Below are 17,465 nucleotides of genomic sequence, written 5' to 3'. Positions count from 1 at the left end.
GTTCCGCGACACCGTGGCTGCGCCCGGCGCAGCACCCGACGAGAAGGGGTGGTCGCAATGGCCGAAGTCAGCGCGGAGGCACGCATCGAGGCACCGGCGGAGAAGGTCTGGGCGCAGCTGACGGACTTCACCTCGTACGCGCAGTGGAACTCCACGCACACCAGCTTCCCGAAGGGCGGCCCCGAGACCCTTGAAAAGGGCGGCACCTTCACGGAGAACATGAAGCTCATGGGCTTTCCGGCCGAGGTCGCGTGGACGATCGTGGAGGTGGAGACGGCCCGCACCTTCGCGATCAAGGGCAAGGGCCCGATGGGCGTGGACGTCAGCACCCGCTACACGCTCGAACCGGACGGCGAGGCGACGACGATCCGCGCGAACGGCGAGTTCTCCGGCGCCGCGGTGAGCCTCATGGCGGGCAAGCTCAAGGACTCGGCGACGGCGGCCATGAACGAGTCGCTCCGCAAGCTGGGCGCGCTGGTGACCTGACCTCTCGCGCGCCGGGGGCACGACAGCGAAGCGCCCCGCGCAGCACGCGCGGGGCGCTTCACCAGCGGTGCGGGCGGCAGGCCCGCTCCGCGTCAGTCCTCATCGGCGAGGATCAGATACAGCTTCTTACGGGCGTCGTTGATGACCGTGAGCGCCTTCTCGCGCTGCTCCTTGGAGCCGGTCTTCCAGACCTGACCGAACGCCTCCATCAGGCCGAACCCGGCCTGCCGGATCTCGGTGAGCGCCTCGAAGTCGACGCCGCGCCCGGCCTCTTCCCAGGGGGCGTCCGGGCCCTCTTCCGCCGCTTCGCGGCCGGAGTGGGTGAGCGCGAACAGCTTCTTGCCGCCCTCGCTCTCGCTGGCGATCAGGCCCTCGTCCTCCAGGAGCTGGAGGGTCGGGTAGACCGAGCCGGGGCTGGGCTTCCACGCCCCGCCGCTGCGCTCGGCGATCTCCTGGATCATCTCGTAGCCGTGCATCGGCCGGTCCTTCAGGAGGGCCAGGATCGAGGCGCGCACATCACCGCGCCGCGCCCTGCCCCGGGGCCCGCCCCGGCCTCCGCGCCCGCCGCCCCAAGGGCCGCCGAACCCGGGACCGAAGGGCCCGAACGCGGCGCGCCCGCCCTCGAACCCGCCCCGGTCCTCACGACCGGGTCCGTACGGGCCGCGCCCGCGTCCATGTCCGTGCTTGTGCTCAAAACCGTGGGAACGCATAGCGATCTTTCCTTTCGTCGTCGCTCGCCGACTGGCGAGCCTTCCGCGACATCGTCGATCGGTGACATCGCTGATGAGTGACATCGTTGATCAGTCGCGATGCTTCAACGATATATCGGAACTGTTCGGTCAGCAAGCCTCGTGCGAAAGTGCGGCCACATCCGGGCACAGCAGGCACAGAGAGGTCCACTAGAAGTGAATTGGACTTGGCAGGATGTATGAGTGGCTCTCTAACGTCGTCCCATGACGACAGCACCGAGCACGCGGATCCGTATCGTCGACGCCTTCGCCGACCGCCCGTTCACCGGCAACCCCGCCGGGGTCGTACTCCTCGACGCGTTCCGGGACGACACCTGGCACCAGCACGTGGCCCTGGAGGTCAACCACGCCGAGACGGCCTTCGCCCACCCCCTGCCCGCGGGCGGCGAGGCGGACTGGGCGCTGCGCTGGTTCACGCCCGCCACCGAGGTCGACCTGTGCGGCCACGCCACGCTGGCCACGGCCCACGTCCTGCACGCCACGGGCGCCGCCACCGGCCCCGTGCGCTTCGCCACCCGCGCGGGCGTGCTCCACGCCACCGCCCACGCCGACGGCACCCTCACGCTCGACTTCCCGACGGCCCCGCTCACCCCGGCCGAGCTGCCGGAGGCGGCGGTCGAGGCCCTGGGCGCGCGGCCGGTCGCCGCGTACGACACGGGCCCGCACCTCGGCGATCTGCTGGTCGAACTGGCCGACGAGAAGGCGGTCCGCGCGCTCACGCCGGACCACCGCGGCCTCGCCCGGCACTCCGAGCGCGGTGTCATCGCGACCGCGCCCGCCGAGGATCCGCGCCAGGGGTACGACTACGTCTCGCGCGGCTTCTTCCCGCGCGTCGGGATCGACGAGGATCCGGTGACGGGCAGCGCGCACACCGCGCTCGCCCCGTTCTGGAGCGAGCGCCTCGGCCGTACCGACCTGACCGGACTGCAGGCCTCGCCCCGCTCCGGCTTCGTCCGCACCTCGGTGCGCGGCGACCGCACGCTCCTGACCGGCCGCGCGGTGACGGTCATCGAGGGCGACCTGCTGGCATGACGACGGCTCGCGCGCTCGCGGGCAGGACCGCGACGGGCGCGCGCCGCCGCGCGCCTCACGCCGTGGGGAGCCACCCCACCTTGCCCGCGAGCAGCGCGTAGCCCACGAACGCCCCGATGTCGAGCAGCGAGTGAGCCACCACAAGTGGCCCGACCCGGCCCCACCGCCGGTACAGGTACACGAACACCACACCCATCGCCATGTTCCCGATGAACCCGCCGATGCCCTGGTACAGGTGGTACGAGCCGCGCAGCACCGAACTCCCGATCAGCGCCTTCGTCGGGCTCCAGCCCAACTGGTCCAGCCTGCTCAGCAGATACCCGACGACGATCACCTCCTCGAGGATGGAGTTCTGCAGCGCGGACAGCACGAGGACGGGGTACTTCCACCACACGTCGGGCAGGTCCTCGGGCACCACCGTGAGGTTGAAGCCGAGCCCGCGCGCGGCCAGGTAGAACGCGATGCCGGTGGAGCCGATGACGGCGGCCACCGCCGCCCCCCGCCCGAGGTCCGGCCACGGGCGGCTCCGGTCGAAGCCGATGGCCCGCAGCCCCGAGCCCTCGCGCAGCAGGAAGTGCGCGACCAGGGCGACCGGCACCAGGGCGGTCGTGATGCCGAACAGCTGCCAGGCGAGATCGAGCCACGGACGTCCCGGCGCGGCCGACGAGTTGAGGGTCGCCGCCTGGTCCTTCAGACCGCCCGGCCGTGTGACCGAGCCGATAAAGCTGATCAGCGCGGACACTCCGCTCGCGCCCAGCGAGAGCGCCAGGACGAGCACCGTCTCGTCCCGCAGGATCCGCCGCGATGGCCCCGCCTCAGGAATAGAACCGGCCATTGGCCCCGGCTCCGCTTGCACTCCTGCCTCCAGTTGAGTAATCCCGCCTCATCCCCGCCCCCGTGCCGCTAGGGTCTCGAAAGAACTTACGAACCACGTGCGCGACAGGCCGAGGGGGACGGACGCCGACCGTGGCGCGCCGCCCCCTCATCCTCGTTCATTCTCATTTGTTGCTTTTCATCGCTTCGTCGCAGCTTGATCGCACGGGGAGGGGAGCACCGCCATGGGACGTCACAGCTTGCCCGATGGACGCGGGACAGCGGCATCCGACCCACGTCCACGGGGTCGCGGGCGCGCGGTCGCCCTGGTCACGGCCCTCGTCCTGGTCGTCGCGGCGGGCGCGGCGGTGGCGGTGCGCGCCGGGTTCCTGCCGCTGGGCGCCTCCTGCCGCGACGACGCGGTCCGCCTCGACGTCGCCGCCGCGCCCTCCGTGACACCCGCGCTCAAGGCCGCCGCCGACCACGTGCGCGACCGGGACATCACCTCGGACGGCCACTGCATGGACATCCGCGTCGCCGCACGCGAGCCGTACGAGGTCGCCGACGAGATCCGCCGCGACAGCGCGAAGGCGACGTACGACGTGTGGGTGCCGGACTCCCAGGTGTGGGTGCAGCGCGCCGGGATCGGCGGCAGCCAGGCGTGGGTGTCCCCCGCGGGGAACGTCGCCTCCTCGCCGATCGGCGTCGGCATGCTGGAGTCCGCCGCGGAGGAGCTGGGGTGGCCCCGGAAGACGTACACCTGGAGCCAGTTGGCGGGCGCGTCGGCGCGCGAGGACGCGCCGCGGCTCGGCGCTGCGGATCCGGCGCGCAGCGCGAGCGGGCTGCTCGCCCTGACCAGACTCGGCGCCTCCGCGCGGGCGTCCGGCGCCGAGGACGCCGACACCCGGGCCGCCGCGACGGCCAAGGCCCTGGCGTCCCGCACGTCCGACAGCGACAGCAGGCTCCTGGACACCCTGGCCCGTGACTCCTCCGGCGCCGAGCGCGGCAACCCGCGCCGCAACGAGGCGCTGATCCTGTCCGAGCAGGCGTCGTTCGCGCACAACGCGTCCGCCGACGAGGAGCACGAGCTCGACCTCTTCTACCCCAAGGACGGCTCACCGGCCCTCGACTACCCGTACACGCTGATCCGCGAGAACGACCTCTCCACCGACGAGAGCCGGGCGGCGCTGCGCTTCATGACCTTCTTCGGCGAGCGGGCGGGCCTGCGCATCCTCGCGGAGCACGGCTTCCGCACGGACGGGGCACGGCCGTCGGCGGAGCTGGTCACGGCGGCGGGCGGCCGCACCCCGCAGCCGTACGCGCGGGAGCCGGGCGAGGCGCCCTCCGACAAGGAGGTGCAGGAGGCCCTCGGCATGTGGACGATCACGGTGCAGAGCGCGCGGTTCATCACCGTCGTCGACGCCTCGGACTCGATGCGCCAGCTCGTGCCGGGGCGCGGCGAGTCCCGCATGGACGTCACGAAGGCCGCCCTGCTCCAGGCCCTCGCGGGTTTCACGGACGACGACGAGATCGGCCTGTGGGAGTTCGCCGCCCGACTCGACGGCGCGCGCGACCACCGCGAGCTGGTGCCCACCGGACGCCTCGGCGACCGGAAGGGCGACGGCACCCAGCGCGACCGCCTCACCAAGGCATTCGGCGCGCTGCGCCCCGTCCCCCGCGGAGCGACCGGCCTGTACGACACGACACTGGCCGCGTACAAGAAGGCCCACGAGGGCTACGCGCCCGGCAAGTTCAACACGCTCGTCCTGCTCACCGACGGCGTCAACCAGGACCCGGGCAGCATCTCGCGCGCCGAACTGATCTCCCGCCTGCGCGCCCTCGCCGACCCGGAGAAGCCGCTGCCGATCATCGCCATCGCGGTAGGACCGGACGCCGACGAGCGGGAGGCCGACCAGATCGCCCGGGCCACGGGTGGCTCGGGCCACGAGGTCGACGACCCCGCCCAGATCCACTCGGTGATCCTCAAGGCGATCGTGCAGGCGGGCACGCGACAGTGAGGCACAGGTGAGACGCGGGAGCGGTGCGGCCCCGCCCGCCGCGCCCCCTAGCTCAGCGGCAACGCCGGTTCCGGCAGCCCCACGGGCCACGTGTGCACCGGCTCGCCCGTGTGCATCAGCTCGCAGTACCGCCGCGTGGTGGCCGCGAGCGCCGCGTCCCGCTCCAGGCCGCGCTCCAGGGCCCGGTGGTAGGTGGCGGACTGCCAGGAGGCTCCGTTGACCCGCCTGCGACATCGCTCCTCGATCACGCCGAGGTACAGGTCCCGGTCGGCCGGCTCCACCCCCCACGCGTCGAGCCCGGCGGCGGCCAGCGGGAGCAGCTCGTCGCGTACGAGATCGACGGCGGCCACCTGTGTCGTGCCGCCGTACCGCCCGCGGCGCGGCCACTCCAGGCGCGCCTCGATGCCGTAGCGGCAGGCGGTGTCGAAGTTCCGGGCCGCCGCGTCGAACGGCAGCCGCGACCACACCGGCCGCGCCTCCTCGGCGAGCGCCCGCACCACGCCGTAGTAGAAGGCGGCGTTGGCGATCACGTCGGTCACCGTGGGCCCGGCGGGCAGCACCCGGTTCTCCACGCGCAGATGCGGTACGCCGTCGGCGATGCCGTACACCGGACGGTTCCAGCGGTACACCGTGCCGTTGTGCAGCGCGAGTTCCGCCAGCTGCGGCACCCCGCCGGTGTCGAGCACGCCGAGCGGGTCCTCGTCCTCGCACAGCGGGATCAGGGCCGGGAAGTAGCGCAGGTTCTCCTCGAAGAGCTCGTACGCGCTGGAGATCCAGCGTTCGCCGAACCAGGTGCGCGGCCGCACCCCCTGCGCCTGGAGCTCGGGCGGCCGGGTGTCCGTGGACTGCAGGAACAGCGGCGGCCTCGACTCGCTCCACAGCTCGCGACCGAACAGGAACGGCGCGTTGGCGCCCACCGCGACCTGCGCCGCGGCGACGGACTGCGCCGCGTTCCACACATCGGCGAACTTCCCCGGCGTGACCTGGAGGTGCAGCTGCACCGACGTGCAGGCCGCCTCCGGCGCGATCGACGAGGACGTGCACGTGAGGCGCTCCACCCCCTCGATGTCGAGCGCGAAGCTCTCGCCGCGCGCCGCCACGATCTGGTCGTTGAGCAGGACGTAGCGGTCCACGTCGGAGAGGTTCGCCGACACCAGGTCCTGGCGCGAGAGCGTCGGCAGAATGCCGATCATCACGATGCCCGCGTCCACCTCGTTCGCTTTTCGGTGGGCATAGGCGAGGCCGGTGCGCAGCTCTTCGGCGAGCCGGTCGAGAACACGGCCGCCCAACCGGTGCGGGGCAATGTTCACTTCCAGATTGAACATTCCGAGCTCGGTCTGGAAATCACGACTCGCGATGCGCTCGAGAACTTCCGCATTCATCATTCTCGGCATGCCGTCGGGCCCCGCCAGATTCAGCTCTATCTCCAGGCCCATCAGATTCTTGGGCCGGTCGAACCGCTGCTCCTCGAGGAGCCGGGCCAGCGCCGCGAGGCACTGCCGGAGCTTGATGCGGTACTGGTGACGATCGGACAGGTCGAACGTTCCTGCCACGACCTTCTCGCCCATCGAAGCGTCCCTCCTCGGAGCGGCCGCCGGCGACCCGGCCGCTGTGTACGGGGGATGATGCCCAGCCGATGTGATCCATAACGCCCCGCGCGGGACCATGGACAAGTACCCTGGAGGGAGTTGCCGCGCGGCACATTCACCAGGCATGACGAAGTGCGCAGTTTCCGGTCCTCGTGTTGTGGTGAAGAAAACCGACGAGAATCGGCCGACCGCGGCCGCGGGGAATGCCGAGGTCATCGCTCGGCAAGCGATCCGGAATCGGGAGAAAAGCCTCGACAGGGCGACCGGAATGCGACTTGTCCGCGATATTCGGAGCGGCTAGGCGAAACACTCCCAGAACACCCGTCGTATAAACTCCGCGGTTGAGGCAGAGAGTTGGCGCTCGCGGTCCCCCTGCCCCCGCCCCTCTGACCCAGAGCTGACAGCGCCGTCCGCACCTGCCCCCGCTCCACTGTGCCTGTCGAATGAGAGAGGCGACCCACTATGCCCCTGTCTGTCCCCCCGGCTCCCGCGCCCGCCCTGCGCAGCGTCCTCGCGGCCCTCGGTTCCCCGACCGCCGTCCGCGGGGCCCGCACCCCGGTCCTGTGCGCCACCCAGGGCCCCACGCGTGCGGAACTGCCGCTGCCGGTCCACGAGCTGGACCACGTCACGGCGACGGGCACGTCCCCGACCAAGCTCACCGGGTGGCGCTTCCTGATCCGCTGCGGCGAGCGCGCGGTCGCCGCGGCCGACACGATGCTCACGCCGGACGGCTGGGCGTTCTCCCACTTCTGCGAAGGCCCGTACATCGCCTCCGCCGAACTGGCCCTGCGGCACGCCGAGGCCATGCCGAAGCCCTACCAGCCCCGGTTGCTGTCCGTACCCGAGCTGTACATGCTCACCCTCTGGCTGCACGCCGACTGCACGGACGACGGCGCCGACGGCCCGCTCGCGCCCACGGACCTCCTGGTGCCGCTCGCCCCCGCGCCCCCCGGCATCGCGGCCCACCGCCCGCACCGCGCCGCCGACCTGCTGCCCGTGCTCACCCACCGCCTGACCCCGGCGCCGCTCCTGGGCTCGCCCGCCTGACGCCGCCGACCTCAAGCTCCGCCGTGCCCCGCCGCCCCGCCCGGGCCGCGGGGCACGGCCGTGAACGGCCCGGTCGCCGCGGGTCAGGGCCTCGTCACCGCCCGTACCGCACCGCCCAACCGGACTAGCCCACTTCGGCTATCACGAACCACCCGAAGAGACAGGGGAGTTGGGCTGAACCGTCCGGGCGGGTGATACGTCATTAAGCAGTAGGAACCGCTGCAGCAAAATCCCTGCGGAAACACGCCCGTAGGGCAACACTGGACCGGACCGACAAAAAACGGGGGGCGGCGATGAACACAGCATCGAGCCGCGAGTCAGACGTCACGACCATCACCACGCAGCGAAAGAACCCTTCCATGTGCCAGCACCAGCCACCGTGCCCGACAGCCGAATCCGCCGACCGGGAAGCCGCGTTCCTCGTGGCACACCACCCGGAGCAGGGATGGAGTCTGCTGTGCAACGGCGTCCTTCTCTTCGAGGACACCGGTGAGCTGCTGCCGAACGGGGAGATCATCGCCCCGCACCGGCCGCTGGGCACCAACCAGGTGATGACGGCCGCCTGAGCCGTCCACCACGCACACCAAGGGCCGGCCCGGACTTCCGTCCGAACCGGCCCTGACTCATGTGCGCCGCATGTGCCGCGGCACCGCGGTTTCAGGCGGTATCAGTCCTCGTACGCATCCAGCGGCGGGCAGGAGCAGACCAGGTTCCGGTCGCCGTACGCCTGGTCGATACGACGCACCGGCGGCCAGTACTTGTCCGCCGCCACCACTCCGGCCGGGAAGACGGCCTCCTCGCGGGTGTAGCCGTGCTCCCAGTCGCCGCCGAGCGCGGCGGCGGTGTGCGGGGCGTTGCGCAGCGGGTTGTCGTCGGCGCTCCACTCGCCGCTCGCGACCTTCTCGATCTCACCGCGAATGGCGATCATCGCCGCGCAGAACCGGTCCAGCTCGTCCAGGTCCTCGCTCTCCGTCGGCTCGATCATCAGCGTGCCGGCGACCGGGAACGACATGGTCGGCGCGTGGAAGCCGTAGTCGATGAGCCGCTTGGCGATGTCGTCGACGCTCACGCCCGTGGACTTGCTCAGCGGACGCAGATCGATGATGCACTCGTGCGCGACGAGGCCGCCGGGGCCCGTGTAGAGCACCGGGAAGTGCGGCTCCAGGCGCTTGGCGATGTAGTTCGCGGAGAGCACGGCGACCTGCGTGGCGCGCTTGAGGCCCTCACCGCCCATGAGGCGCACGTACGCCCAGGAGATCGGCAGGATCCCGGCGGAGCCCCACGGCGCGGCCGAGATGGGCCCGACGCCCGTCTCGGGGCCGGCCGCGGGCTGCAGCGGGTGGTTGGGCAGGTACGGGGCGAGGTGCTCGCGCACGGCCACCGGGCCGACGCCGGGGCCGCCGCCGCCGTGCGGGATGCAGAACGTCTTGTGCAGGTTCAGGTGCGAGACGTCGCCGCCGAAGTGGCCGGGCTTGGCGAGGCCCACCAGGGCGTTGAGGTTGGCGCCGTCGACGTAGACCTGGCCGCCCGCGTCGTGCACCTGCGCGCAGATGTCGGCGACGTGCTCCTCGAAGACGCCGTGCGTGGACGGGTAGGTGATCATCAGGACGGCGAGCTGGTCGCGGTGCTGCTCGATCTTGGCCCGCAGGTCCTCGACGTCGATCTCGCCGTCGTCCGCGGTCTTCACCACGACGACCTTCATGCCGGCCATCACGGCGCTGGCGGCGTTGGTGCCGTGCGCGGAGGACGGGATCAGGCAGACGGTCCGCTGGTCGTCGCCGTTGGCCCGGTGGTAGCCGCGGACCGCGAGCAGTCCGGCGAGCTCGCCCTGCGAACCCGCGTTGGGCTGCAGCGACACCTTGTCGTAGCCGGTGACCTCGGCGAGCCGCTCCTCCAGCTCCCGGATCAGCGTCAGATAGCCCTGCGCCTGCTGGGCGGGCGCGAAGGGGTGCAGCTGGCCGAACTCCGGCCAGGTGACCGGCTCCATCTCCGTGGTGGCGTTGAGCTTCATGGTGCAGGAGCCCAGCGGGATCATGCCGCGGTCCAGCGCGTAGTCCCGGTCGGCGAGGCGGCGCAGGTAGCGCAGCATCGCGGTCTCGGAGCGGTACTGGTGGAAGACGGGGTGCGCGAGGATGTCGTCGGAGCGCAGCAGGGCGGCGGGCAGGCCGTCCGCGACGGACGTGTCGAGCGCCTCGACGTCGGCCTCGACGCCGAACGCCGTCCAGACCGCGGCGAGCTGCGCCCGCGTCGTGGTCTCGTCGCACGCGAACGACACCTGGTCGGCGTCCACGAGGTGGATGTTCACGCCGCCCTCGCGGGCCGCGGTCACGATGTCGGCGGCCTTGCCCGGCACGCGGACGGTCAGCGTGTCGAAGTACGCCTCGTGCACGACCTCGACGCCACCGGCCTCGAGGCCCGCGGCGAGGATCGTCGCGTAGCGGTGGGTGCGCCGGGCGATCGCCTTGAGGCCCTCGGGGCCGTGGTAGACGGCGTACATCCCGGCCATGACGGCGAGCAGCACCTGGGCGGTACAGATGTTGCTGGTCGCCTTCTCGCGGCGGATGTGCTGCTCACGGGTCTGCAGCGCGAGGCGGTAGGCCTTGTTGCCGTCGGCGTCGACGGACACGCCGACGAGGCGTCCGGGCAGGCTGCGGGCGAACTTCTCGCGCACCGCCATGTAGCCGGCGTGCGGGCCGCCGAAGCCCATCGGCACGCCGAAGCGCTGGGTGGTGCCGACGGCGATGTCCGCGCCGAGCTCGCCGGGCGAGGTGAGCAGCGTGAGCGCCAGCAGGTCGGCGGCCACAGAAACGATTGCGCCGAGGTCGTGGGCCTGGTCGATGAGCGCCTTGATGTCCCGTACGGCACCGGAGGCGCCGGGGTACTGGATCAGCACGCCGACCACGCCGCGCTCGGCGACGTCGGCCGGGATGCCGTCCGTGAGGTCCGCGACGACGACCTCGACGCCGGTCGGCTCGGCGCGGGTCTGGATCACGGCGATGGTCTGCGGCAGCACGTCGGCGTCGACGAGGAAGACGCCGTTCTTGACCTTGCCCAGGCGCCGGGAGAGCGCCATGGCCTCGGCGGCGGCGGTGCCCTCGTCGAGCAGGGAGGCACCGGAGGTGGGCAGTCCGGTCAGGTCGGCGACGACGGTCTGGAAGTTGAGCAGCGCCTCCAGGCGGCCCTGCGAGATCTCCGGCTGGTAGGGCGTGTACGCCGTGTACCAGGCCGGGTTCTCCATCACGTTCCGCAGGATCACCGGCGGCGTGAACGTGCCGTAGTAGCCGAGCCCGATCATCGAGTCGAGCACCTGGTTGCGGTCGGCGAGGGAGCGCAGCTCGGCCAGGACCTCGGCCTCGGTCCGCGCACCGGGCAGCTCGAGGGCCTCGGCGTTCTTGATCACATCCGGCACCGCGGCGGCCGTCAGCTCGTCGAGGGAGCCGTACCCGACCTGGGCGAGCATCTTGGCGCGGGCTTCTGCATCGGGTCCGATGTGCCGCTGTTCGAAGGGGATTCCCTGCTCCAGCTGCGAAAGCGGAGTACGAGGAGTGGCGGTCATTGCGGAGGCCTCCTGGTCTGACACGACCTGCGAGGGGCACCACGGCGCGGGTACCCGGACGGCCTCCCCCTCTGTCATCTCAACCTGAGAGCTTCACAGCACCGCCCGAGGACAGCACTGCTTTCACCGTCGGTGAGGAAGGGTTCCGGACGTGCCCGCCCGACGCCCGCCCTGCTTTCCAGAGTGACCTCGTCCGTGCGGTACATGGGCCTGAGAGATTCCGGGGAGGAGTTGCTCCTTCGGCGCCTCCGGTGCTGCCACCGAAGAGCTCTCCCGCACGGGGTCAACAGCCACTCGCCAGCCTACCAGCGAGGACCGCGACCGATCCCTCGAGTGGCCGCCCGCCTCGATGTGCTCTTTCGTAGTGATGACAAGCACATTCCGGACGAGTAAGTACGAGCAGGTACTAACAGGTACGACCAGGAACAAGTAAGCACAACCGGGTACGAGCGCGAACGAGCAGGAACGACGCGCGACCAGTTGGAGGGCCCGTGCAGACCGACATCGATCCGCGCAACCTGATCGGCCGCAAGGCGTTCGACCGCGACGGGGCCAAGATCGGCACAGTCGACGAGGTCTATCTCGACGATGCCACCGGTGCGCCGGAGTGGGCGGCCATACGGACGGGGCTGTTCAGCAGGGACGCCTTCGTCCCCCTGGAGCCCAGCGAGCTGGTCGACGACGGCACCCTCCGGGTCCCCTTCGAACGCGCCCTGATCAAGGACGCCCCGGACTTCGGCGTCGGCCGCCATCTGTCCCCGGAGCAGGAACTCCAGCTCTACCGCCACTACGGCCTGGACCTGGCCCCGCCGCCGCCCCCGCCGGACGCGGACTTCGGCCAGACGTCCGCGTAGCCGACGGGGCGGGGCTGCGGCGGTGGGCCGCCGGGGGGATGTCGAGGCTGTGCCGCTGGTCCGCCGTGGGGCACATCGACGCTGCGCCGCTGGGCCGCCGTGGGGGACGTCGACGCTGCGCCGCTGGTCCGCCCTGGGGGACATTGAGGCTGCGCCCGTCGACTCTCCCCTGGGGCACGTCGAGGCTGCACCGCTGGCCTGCCCGGGGGCACGTCGAGACCGCGCCCGTCGGCTCACCGTTGGGGGCACGCCTCACCTTGGGGGGTCACACACGCCCCGCCCCGGGGGCACACGGGTCTCCCCGGTGCCCCGGGCCCACCCCAGGCTCGCTCGGCTCGCCGTGGCCTGCTGCGGCCTGCTGCGGCCTGCTGCGGCCTGCCGTGGCGCATACCCCGAGCCCCAGAGCCCTCGGCACTCACGGCGCCCCCGACACCTCCGGCGTCCCGGCCACCCCAGGCTCCCCGGCACCCACAGCATCCTCAGCGGCACCGACCTCCGAGGCCGTCCGACCACCATCGGCATGCCCCGAAGCCACCAACGGCAACGGATCCGACGCCTCCAGCTCCGGATCGTCCGTCCGGAACGTCCGCACCCGCCCCGGCGCCGACCCCGGCGTCTCGAACCGCACCGTCACCCGCCCCAGACCACTCCCCTGCACCCACCCCGCCCCGTGCACCGCATGCCGCACGTCGTGCCCGGCCGACCACCTGCGCTCGGCCGGCGCGGGGTACTCCGCACCACCGGCCCCGTCACCACCAGCCTCACCCCCGCCCGCGACCTCACTCCGCCCGTCCCCGTCCAGCGCCTCACCACCACCCGCCTCCCCCGTCCCAAGCCCCACCCCGTTCCGGGCCCCCACATCCGCCCGCACGTCCGCCTCAGCCCTCACCACGCCCTCAGCACCCGTCCCAGCCGCACCGCCCCCCGCGCCCGCCTCCGCTTCAGCCTCCGCGTCGGCCTGTGCCTGTGCCTGCGCGAACAGATCCTCCTGCGTGTAGTCCGCGAGCCCGCTCACCCCGACCCCCAACAGCCGCACCCCGCCCGTCGTGTCCACGGACTCCAGGAGCCGCGCGGCCGCCTCCCGCACCACCCCGGGGTCGTCCGTGGGGCCGCGCAGCGTCTCGGAGCGCGTCAGGGTCGAGAAGTCGAAGCGCCGTACCTTCAGCACGATGGTCCGCCCGGAGTGCCCCGCGTCCCGCAGCCGCTGCACGCACCGGTCGGCGAGGCGCGCGACCTCCATACGCACCCGCACCCGGTCGTGGATGTCCACGTCGTACGTGTCCTCGACGCTGACCGACTTGGTGTCCCGCTCGGCCACCACGGGCCGCTCGTCCCGCGCCAGCGCCATGGCGTACAGCGACCCGCCGTGGGCCTTCCCCAGGAGCCGTACGAGCTCGTCCTCCCCGGCCTCGGCCAGCTCCCCGACCGTGGTGATCCCGGCCCGTCGCAGGTGGTCGCCGGTGGCGGGCCCCACCCCTGGCAGCGTCCGCACGGTCATGGGCGCGAGCAGCTCCCGCTCCGTGCCGGGTGATATCAGCAGGAGCCCGTCCGGCTTGGCCTGCTCGGAGGCGATCTTCGCCAGCATCTTGGACACGGCGAGCCCCACGGACCCGGAGAGCCCCGTGACCCGCAGGATGTCCGCCCGCAGCCGCTCCCCCACGGCCCGCGCGGCCGCCTCGTCCGCCGCGACGCCGCCCGCCTCCAGGTCCACGAAGGCCTCGTCCAGGCTCAGCGGCTCCACCAGCGGCGACAGCTCCCGCAGGAGCCGCATCACCTGGTCGCTGATCTGCCGGTAGAACGAGAACCGGGGCACGAGATACGCGGCGTTCGGCGCGAGCCGCCGCGCCTGCCCCATGGGCATCGCCGAGTGCACGCCGAACCGACGCGCCTCGTAGGAGGCGGTGGCGACCACACCGCGCGGTCCGAGCCCGCCGACGACGACAGCCTTGCCCCGCAGGCTCGGCTTGGCAGCCTGCTCGGCGGACGCGTAGAAGGCGTCCATGTCGAGATGCAGAATCGTCGGCGCGGTCCTCACACCACCGATGCTGCCTCAAGCCACTGACAATGCCCCTGAGCCACCAGGCACAACCGCCCCGCCAGCCCCCCGCCGGCCGTCGCCGACCGCCTCACACGGCCCGGTTGCGGCGCCTCGCGAGCTCGTCCCCGGGGTGGTGCCCCACCAGGGTCTCCCCCGTGTCGATGCGCTCCCCGTGGAGCTGCGAAAGGGCGGCCTCCACATCGCGCCACACCACGCCCACGGCGATCCCGAAGACGCCCTGCCCGCCCTGGAGCAGATCGTGGACCTCGTTGGGCGAGGTGCATTCGTAGACCGTCGCCCCGTCGCTCATCAGCGTCGTGCGCTCCAGGTCCCGGAATCCGCTGTCCCGCAGGTGCTGGACCGTGGTGCGGATGTTCTGCAGCGACACCCCGGTGTCGAGGAACCGCTTCACGATCTTCAGAACGACCACGTCACGGAAGCTGTAGAGCCGCTGGGTCCCGGAGCCACCGGCCGCGCGCACACTGGGCTCGACGAGCCCGGTCCGCGCCCAGTAGTCCAACTGGCGGTAGGTGATGCCCGCGGCGGCGCACGCCGTGGGACCCCGATAACCGACCCGCTCGTGCTCGGGGCCCTCCTCCTGACCTTCCGGTCCGGAGGTGCCGCCGGGCACTGCCACCGGGCGTTTCGGAGAGTGATCGGCCGAGCTGCTGTGATGCGGGTACGGACCGCCCACCGCTGTGCCGTCGCCGCTGCTTCTCACGCCGACCTCCGTCCTTGACCTGCCTCCTCGACGGTAGGCAGTCACCAGGGGCTCGTCAACGAACGCCACACTCGGCACGCCGGGTGATAATCACCCTGCGAGTGGTTTCCCCTCCCACGCTGCGGGGAAAGGCTAGCCGAATGATCCGGGGACGGCCTCCCGGAGGGGTCCTACGGGCCGACGAACGACGGCGCGCCATCGGCCGCCGACGGCCGGCCGGGGCACCGGACACGCCGCCCGAAGCGGCTCACTGGCTGTTGGTGCCGAAGTCCTCGGGCGAGATCTGATCGAGGAACTCGCGGAACTTCTCCACCTCGTCCTCCTGCTCGTCCGGAATGGCGATCCCGGCGTCGTCGAGCACCCCGTCACTGCCGAAGATCGGCGTTCCGGTGCGCAGCGCGAGCGCTATGGCGTCGGAGGGCCGCGCGCTCACCTCGACCCCGCTGGCGAAGACCAGCTCGGCGTAGAACACGCCTTCCCGCAGGTCGGTGATGCGTACTTCGGTGAGCTCCTGGCCGACAGCCTCCAGCACGTCCTTGAACAGGTCGTGCGTCAGCGGCCGTGCGGGCGCCATGCCCTGCTGTGCGAAGGCGATGGCGGTCGCCTCCCCTGGTCCGATCCAGATGGGGAGGTACCGGTCGCCTCCCACTTCACGCAGGAGCACGATCGGCTGGTTGGAGGGCATTTCGACCCGGACACCTACGACGTCGAGCTCGTTCACACAGCAACCCTAGGACGTGCCCGGCAGGTTTGGGTAGTCGGGCACCGATCGGGTCAGCGCACCCGGACGCCGAGCGCACTGTGCACGAGCGCCGCGTGCAGCCTGCCCGTGAGCCCCGCGAGCTCCTTCGTACGGGCTTCCGCATGGGTCCTGGTCTGCGGATTGCGGTGCCTGCGCAGCGGGGCGACGACCTGGTCGACGAGGCCCGCCTCCCGGTCCGCAGCCGCCTTCATGGCCCGCAGATGGCGGGGTTCGATACCGAATCGCCCCAGTTCGACGACCAGCGCGGCCACCGTCACGGCGTCCGCGTCGTAGCTGCCGTCGGGCAGAGGAGTGATCAGGCCGTACGTCTCCCACTCGGCGAGCTGCCCCTCGTCGGCCTCGGCGGCGGCCAGCAGGGTTTCGCGGCCCAGGCGGGCCGCCGTGCGCTCTTCGTCGGCCTCGGCGAGTTCGCTGTCGGCGGACTCGGGCGACTGCCCGGGCGCGGGTACGACGGGTACCTCACCGCGCTCCATGGCGTCCAGCTGCTCGCGGATCACCTTGAGCGGCAGGTAGTGGTCGCGCTGCATCCGCAGGACGTACCCGAGCCGCTCGACGTCATCCGGGCTGAACTTGCGGTAGCCGGACGGCGTGCGCTGCGGCTCGATGAGCCCCTCGGACTCCAAGAACCTGATCTTGGAGATGGTGACCTCGGGAAACTCGTCACGCAGCGCGTTCAGCACGGTGCCGATACTCATCAGCCGGTGGTCCGCGGCGGCGGTGCCGTTTCCGGCACCGCCCCTCGTTGTGTGCAGCATGGACCTTCCCTGGAGGTCCCCCCGGACGGAGTCTGGGGGAGGGTCAGATGCCCCGCTGGCTCGCGTAGAAGACCAGCCGGTACTTGCCGATCTGCACCTCGTCGCCGTTGGACAGGGCGACGGAGTCGATCCGCTCCCGGTTCACATACGTGCCGTTGAGGCTGCCCACGTCGGCGACGGTGAAGGAGCCGTCCGCCAGGCGACGGAACTCCACGTGGCGGCGCGACACGGTCACGTCGTCCAGGAAGATGTCGCTCTGCGGGTGGCGCCCCGCCGTCGTCAGCTCGCCGTCCAGGAGGAAGCGGCTGCCCGAGTTCGGACCGCGTCGCACCACGAGCAGCGCCGAGCCGAGCGGCAGCGCGTCCACGGCCGCCTGGGCCTCGGGCGACAGCGCCGGAGAAGGCGTCTGACCCGTGACCTCGGCGTCGTAGGCCTCGAGTCCGGAGATGGAGATCGTCGAAGTGGTCTCGGACGGACGCTCGGCGACCGCTCCGGCCCGCAGCGGCGCACCGCAGTTGGAACAGAACCGGCTCGCCTGCGCGTTGCGGTTCCCGCACCTCGTACACACCAGGGCCGACATGGACGGATCCTCCTGCCGCGGCTGCCCCCCGGGGGCATTGGACGCGTACGAGTCGGGGGTAAACCCTCCACCCGTACTTGAGGTTGACGGTTCCCCGAAACCTATGCGGCCGGAACTGGCAGGGTCAACAGACGACGCGCCCTGTCCGCCCGAAATGTCTCCGCCGACCTGGTCCCGGAACAGCGGGCGCTCGCCCACCTGCGTCTCCGGCACATCTCCAGCGCGCGGCGCACGGTGACGGGCGTCTTCACGTGCGCTCTTGCCGAACAACTTCGCAAACAACTTCACGGGCGATTCCCCTTGACCGAAACAGACCCGCCCGTGGGGCAGGACGAACCCTGATTGCACACACCGTCATACCGCGGCACCACGGACATCCTCACAACGTCCGGAGCCGCCAAACAGTTTCCACCACGCACCCCATCTGCGGTGCGCCGACCCCCCGCAACCTCATGCCCTGGACC

Annotated in this window: 15 protein-coding genes and 1 riboswitch; of the genes, 6 read left to right on the top strand and 9 right to left on the bottom strand. The window is 71.5% G+C overall.

The features are described from left to right. The first annotated feature begins 57 nt into the window (after nucleotides 1-57). Nucleotides 58-486, top strand: coding sequence for an SRPBCC family protein (locus AB6L24_RS13635; protein ID WP_405655347.1), 429 nt, complete (start codon nucleotides 58-60; stop codon nucleotides 484-486). Between the two features lie 92 nt (nucleotides 487-578). Here the strand turns inward: AB6L24_RS13635 and AB6L24_RS13630 are convergent, their stop codons facing one another. Then, the gene (locus AB6L24_RS13630; protein WP_405655346.1) at nucleotides 579-1,196 is read right to left on the bottom strand and encodes a PadR family transcriptional regulator; all 618 of its coding nucleotides are present in this window, start codon (nucleotides 1,194-1,196) and stop codon (nucleotides 579-581) included. Nucleotides 1,197-1,439: 243 nt separating this feature from the next. Between AB6L24_RS13630 and AB6L24_RS13625 the strand changes: the two genes are divergently transcribed. Continuing rightward, nucleotides 1,440-2,267, top strand: a complete 828-nt coding sequence (locus AB6L24_RS13625; protein WP_405655345.1) for a PhzF family phenazine biosynthesis protein — start codon at nucleotides 1,440-1,442, stop codon at nucleotides 2,265-2,267. 55 nt (nucleotides 2,268-2,322) lie between these two features. On the opposite strand, the gene AB6L24_RS13620 is transcribed toward AB6L24_RS13625, so the two are convergent. After that, the gene (locus AB6L24_RS13620) at nucleotides 2,323-3,123 is read right to left on the bottom strand and encodes a CPBP family intramembrane glutamic endopeptidase (RefSeq protein ID WP_405655343.1); all 801 of its coding nucleotides are present in this window, start codon (nucleotides 3,121-3,123) and stop codon (nucleotides 2,323-2,325) included. Nucleotides 3,124-3,325: 202 nt separating this feature from the next. On the opposite strand from AB6L24_RS13620, the gene AB6L24_RS13615 reads away from it, so the two are divergent. Further along, the gene (locus AB6L24_RS13615; protein ID WP_405655341.1) at nucleotides 3,326-5,098 is read left to right on the top strand and encodes a substrate-binding domain-containing protein; all 1,773 of its coding nucleotides are present in this window, start codon (nucleotides 3,326-3,328) and stop codon (nucleotides 5,096-5,098) included. Between the two features lie 47 nt (nucleotides 5,099-5,145). Here AB6L24_RS13615 and AB6L24_RS13610 read toward each other — a convergent pair whose 3' ends face one another. Further along, nucleotides 5,146-6,666: a glutamate--cysteine ligase gene (locus AB6L24_RS13610; RefSeq protein WP_405655339.1), complete on the bottom strand. Its 1,521-nt coding sequence runs from the start codon at nucleotides 6,664-6,666 to the stop codon at nucleotides 5,146-5,148. A 483-nt stretch (nucleotides 6,667-7,149) separates the two neighbouring features. Between AB6L24_RS13610 and AB6L24_RS13605 the strand changes: the two genes are divergently transcribed. Both AB6L24_RS13605 and AB6L24_RS13600 read left to right on the top strand, forming a co-directional pair. After that, nucleotides 7,150-7,734, top strand: a complete 585-nt coding sequence (locus AB6L24_RS13605) for a hypothetical protein (protein ID WP_405655337.1) — start codon at nucleotides 7,150-7,152, stop codon at nucleotides 7,732-7,734. A gap of 359 nt (nucleotides 7,735-8,093) precedes the next feature. Continuing rightward, nucleotides 8,094-8,300 (top strand): DUF5999 family protein, encoded by a 207-nt coding sequence (locus tag AB6L24_RS13600; RefSeq protein WP_030358586.1) that lies wholly within the window; start codon nucleotides 8,094-8,096, stop codon nucleotides 8,298-8,300. A gap of 101 nt (nucleotides 8,301-8,401) precedes the next feature. On the opposite strand, the gene gcvP is transcribed toward AB6L24_RS13600, so the two are convergent. Continuing rightward, nucleotides 8,402-11,290 (bottom strand): aminomethyl-transferring glycine dehydrogenase, encoded by a 2,889-nt coding sequence (gene gcvP / locus AB6L24_RS13595; RefSeq protein ID WP_405655335.1) that lies wholly within the window; start codon nucleotides 11,288-11,290, stop codon nucleotides 8,402-8,404. A gap of 188 nt (nucleotides 11,291-11,478) precedes the next feature. Then, nucleotides 11,479-11,576: riboswitch (glycine riboswitch) on the bottom strand. A 205-nt stretch (nucleotides 11,577-11,781) separates the two neighbouring features. Here gcvP and AB6L24_RS13590 point away from each other — a divergent pair. Continuing rightward, nucleotides 11,782-12,144: a PRC-barrel domain-containing protein gene (locus AB6L24_RS13590; protein ID WP_030358584.1), complete on the top strand. Its 363-nt coding sequence runs from the start codon at nucleotides 11,782-11,784 to the stop codon at nucleotides 12,142-12,144. Nucleotides 12,145-12,559: 415 nt separating this feature from the next. On the opposite strand, the gene AB6L24_RS13585 is transcribed toward AB6L24_RS13590, so the two are convergent. The 5 genes from AB6L24_RS13585 to AB6L24_RS13565 form a co-directional block, all read right to left on the bottom strand. Further along, complete coding sequence (locus AB6L24_RS13585; protein WP_405655332.1) at nucleotides 12,560-14,179, bottom strand: DNA polymerase IV; 1,620 nt, start codon at nucleotides 14,177-14,179, stop codon at nucleotides 12,560-12,562. A 91-nt stretch (nucleotides 14,180-14,270) separates the two neighbouring features. Beyond that, nucleotides 14,271-14,903 (bottom strand): MerR family transcriptional regulator, encoded by a 633-nt coding sequence (locus tag AB6L24_RS13580; protein WP_405655330.1) that lies wholly within the window; start codon nucleotides 14,901-14,903, stop codon nucleotides 14,271-14,273. Between the two features lie 247 nt (nucleotides 14,904-15,150). Continuing rightward, entirely contained in the window at nucleotides 15,151-15,624 is a 474-nt protein-coding gene (locus tag AB6L24_RS13575; RefSeq protein ID WP_005475662.1) for a bifunctional nuclease family protein, read from the bottom strand. A gap of 53 nt (nucleotides 15,625-15,677) precedes the next feature. After that, on the bottom strand, nucleotides 15,678-16,421 hold the full coding sequence (locus tag AB6L24_RS13570; protein WP_405655328.1) for a MerR family transcriptional regulator: 744 nt from the start codon (nucleotides 16,419-16,421) through the stop codon (nucleotides 15,678-15,680). A 43-nt stretch (nucleotides 16,422-16,464) separates the two neighbouring features. Further along, entirely contained in the window at nucleotides 16,465-17,349 is an 885-nt protein-coding gene (locus tag AB6L24_RS13565) for an FHA domain-containing protein (RefSeq protein ID WP_405655326.1), read from the bottom strand. Between the last annotated feature and the right edge of the window lie 116 nt (nucleotides 17,350-17,465).

Source organism: Streptomyces sp. RK9 (assembly GCF_045070545.1).
GTDB lineage: Bacteria > Actinomycetota > Actinomycetes > Streptomycetales > Streptomycetaceae > Streptomyces > Streptomyces alboflavus.
Note: the sequence above shows the minus strand (reverse complement) of the source record. Positions and strands in the feature narration are given on the sequence as shown.

What these genes read in the sequence shown, in the direction of transcription:
- AB6L24_RS13570 (WP_405655328.1), bottom strand. Translation starts at nt 16,421, where the DNA reads ATGCTGCACACAACGAGGGGCGGTGCCGGAAACGGCACCGCCGCCGCG.
- AB6L24_RS13635 (WP_405655347.1), top strand. Translation starts at nt 58, where the DNA reads ATGGCCGAAGTCAGCGCGGAGGCACGCATCGAGGCACCGGCGGAGAAG.
- AB6L24_RS13600 (WP_030358586.1), top strand. Translation starts at nt 8,094, where the DNA reads ATGTGCCAGCACCAGCCACCGTGCCCGACAGCCGAATCCGCCGACCGG.
- AB6L24_RS13605 (WP_405655337.1), top strand. Translation starts at nt 7,150, where the DNA reads ATGCCCCTGTCTGTCCCCCCGGCTCCCGCGCCCGCCCTGCGCAGCGTC.
- AB6L24_RS13615 (WP_405655341.1), top strand. Translation starts at nt 3,326, where the DNA reads ATGGGACGTCACAGCTTGCCCGATGGACGCGGGACAGCGGCATCCGAC.
- AB6L24_RS13610 (WP_405655339.1), bottom strand. Translation starts at nt 6,666, where the DNA reads ATGGGCGAGAAGGTCGTGGCAGGAACGTTCGACCTGTCCGATCGTCAC.
- gcvP (WP_405655335.1), bottom strand. Translation starts at nt 11,290, where the DNA reads ATGACCGCCACTCCTCGTACTCCGCTTTCGCAGCTGGAGCAGGGAATC.
- AB6L24_RS13625 (WP_405655345.1), top strand. Translation starts at nt 1,440, where the DNA reads ATGACGACAGCACCGAGCACGCGGATCCGTATCGTCGACGCCTTCGCC.
- AB6L24_RS13630 (WP_405655346.1), bottom strand. Translation starts at nt 1,196, where the DNA reads ATGCGTTCCCACGGTTTTGAGCACAAGCACGGACATGGACGCGGGCGC.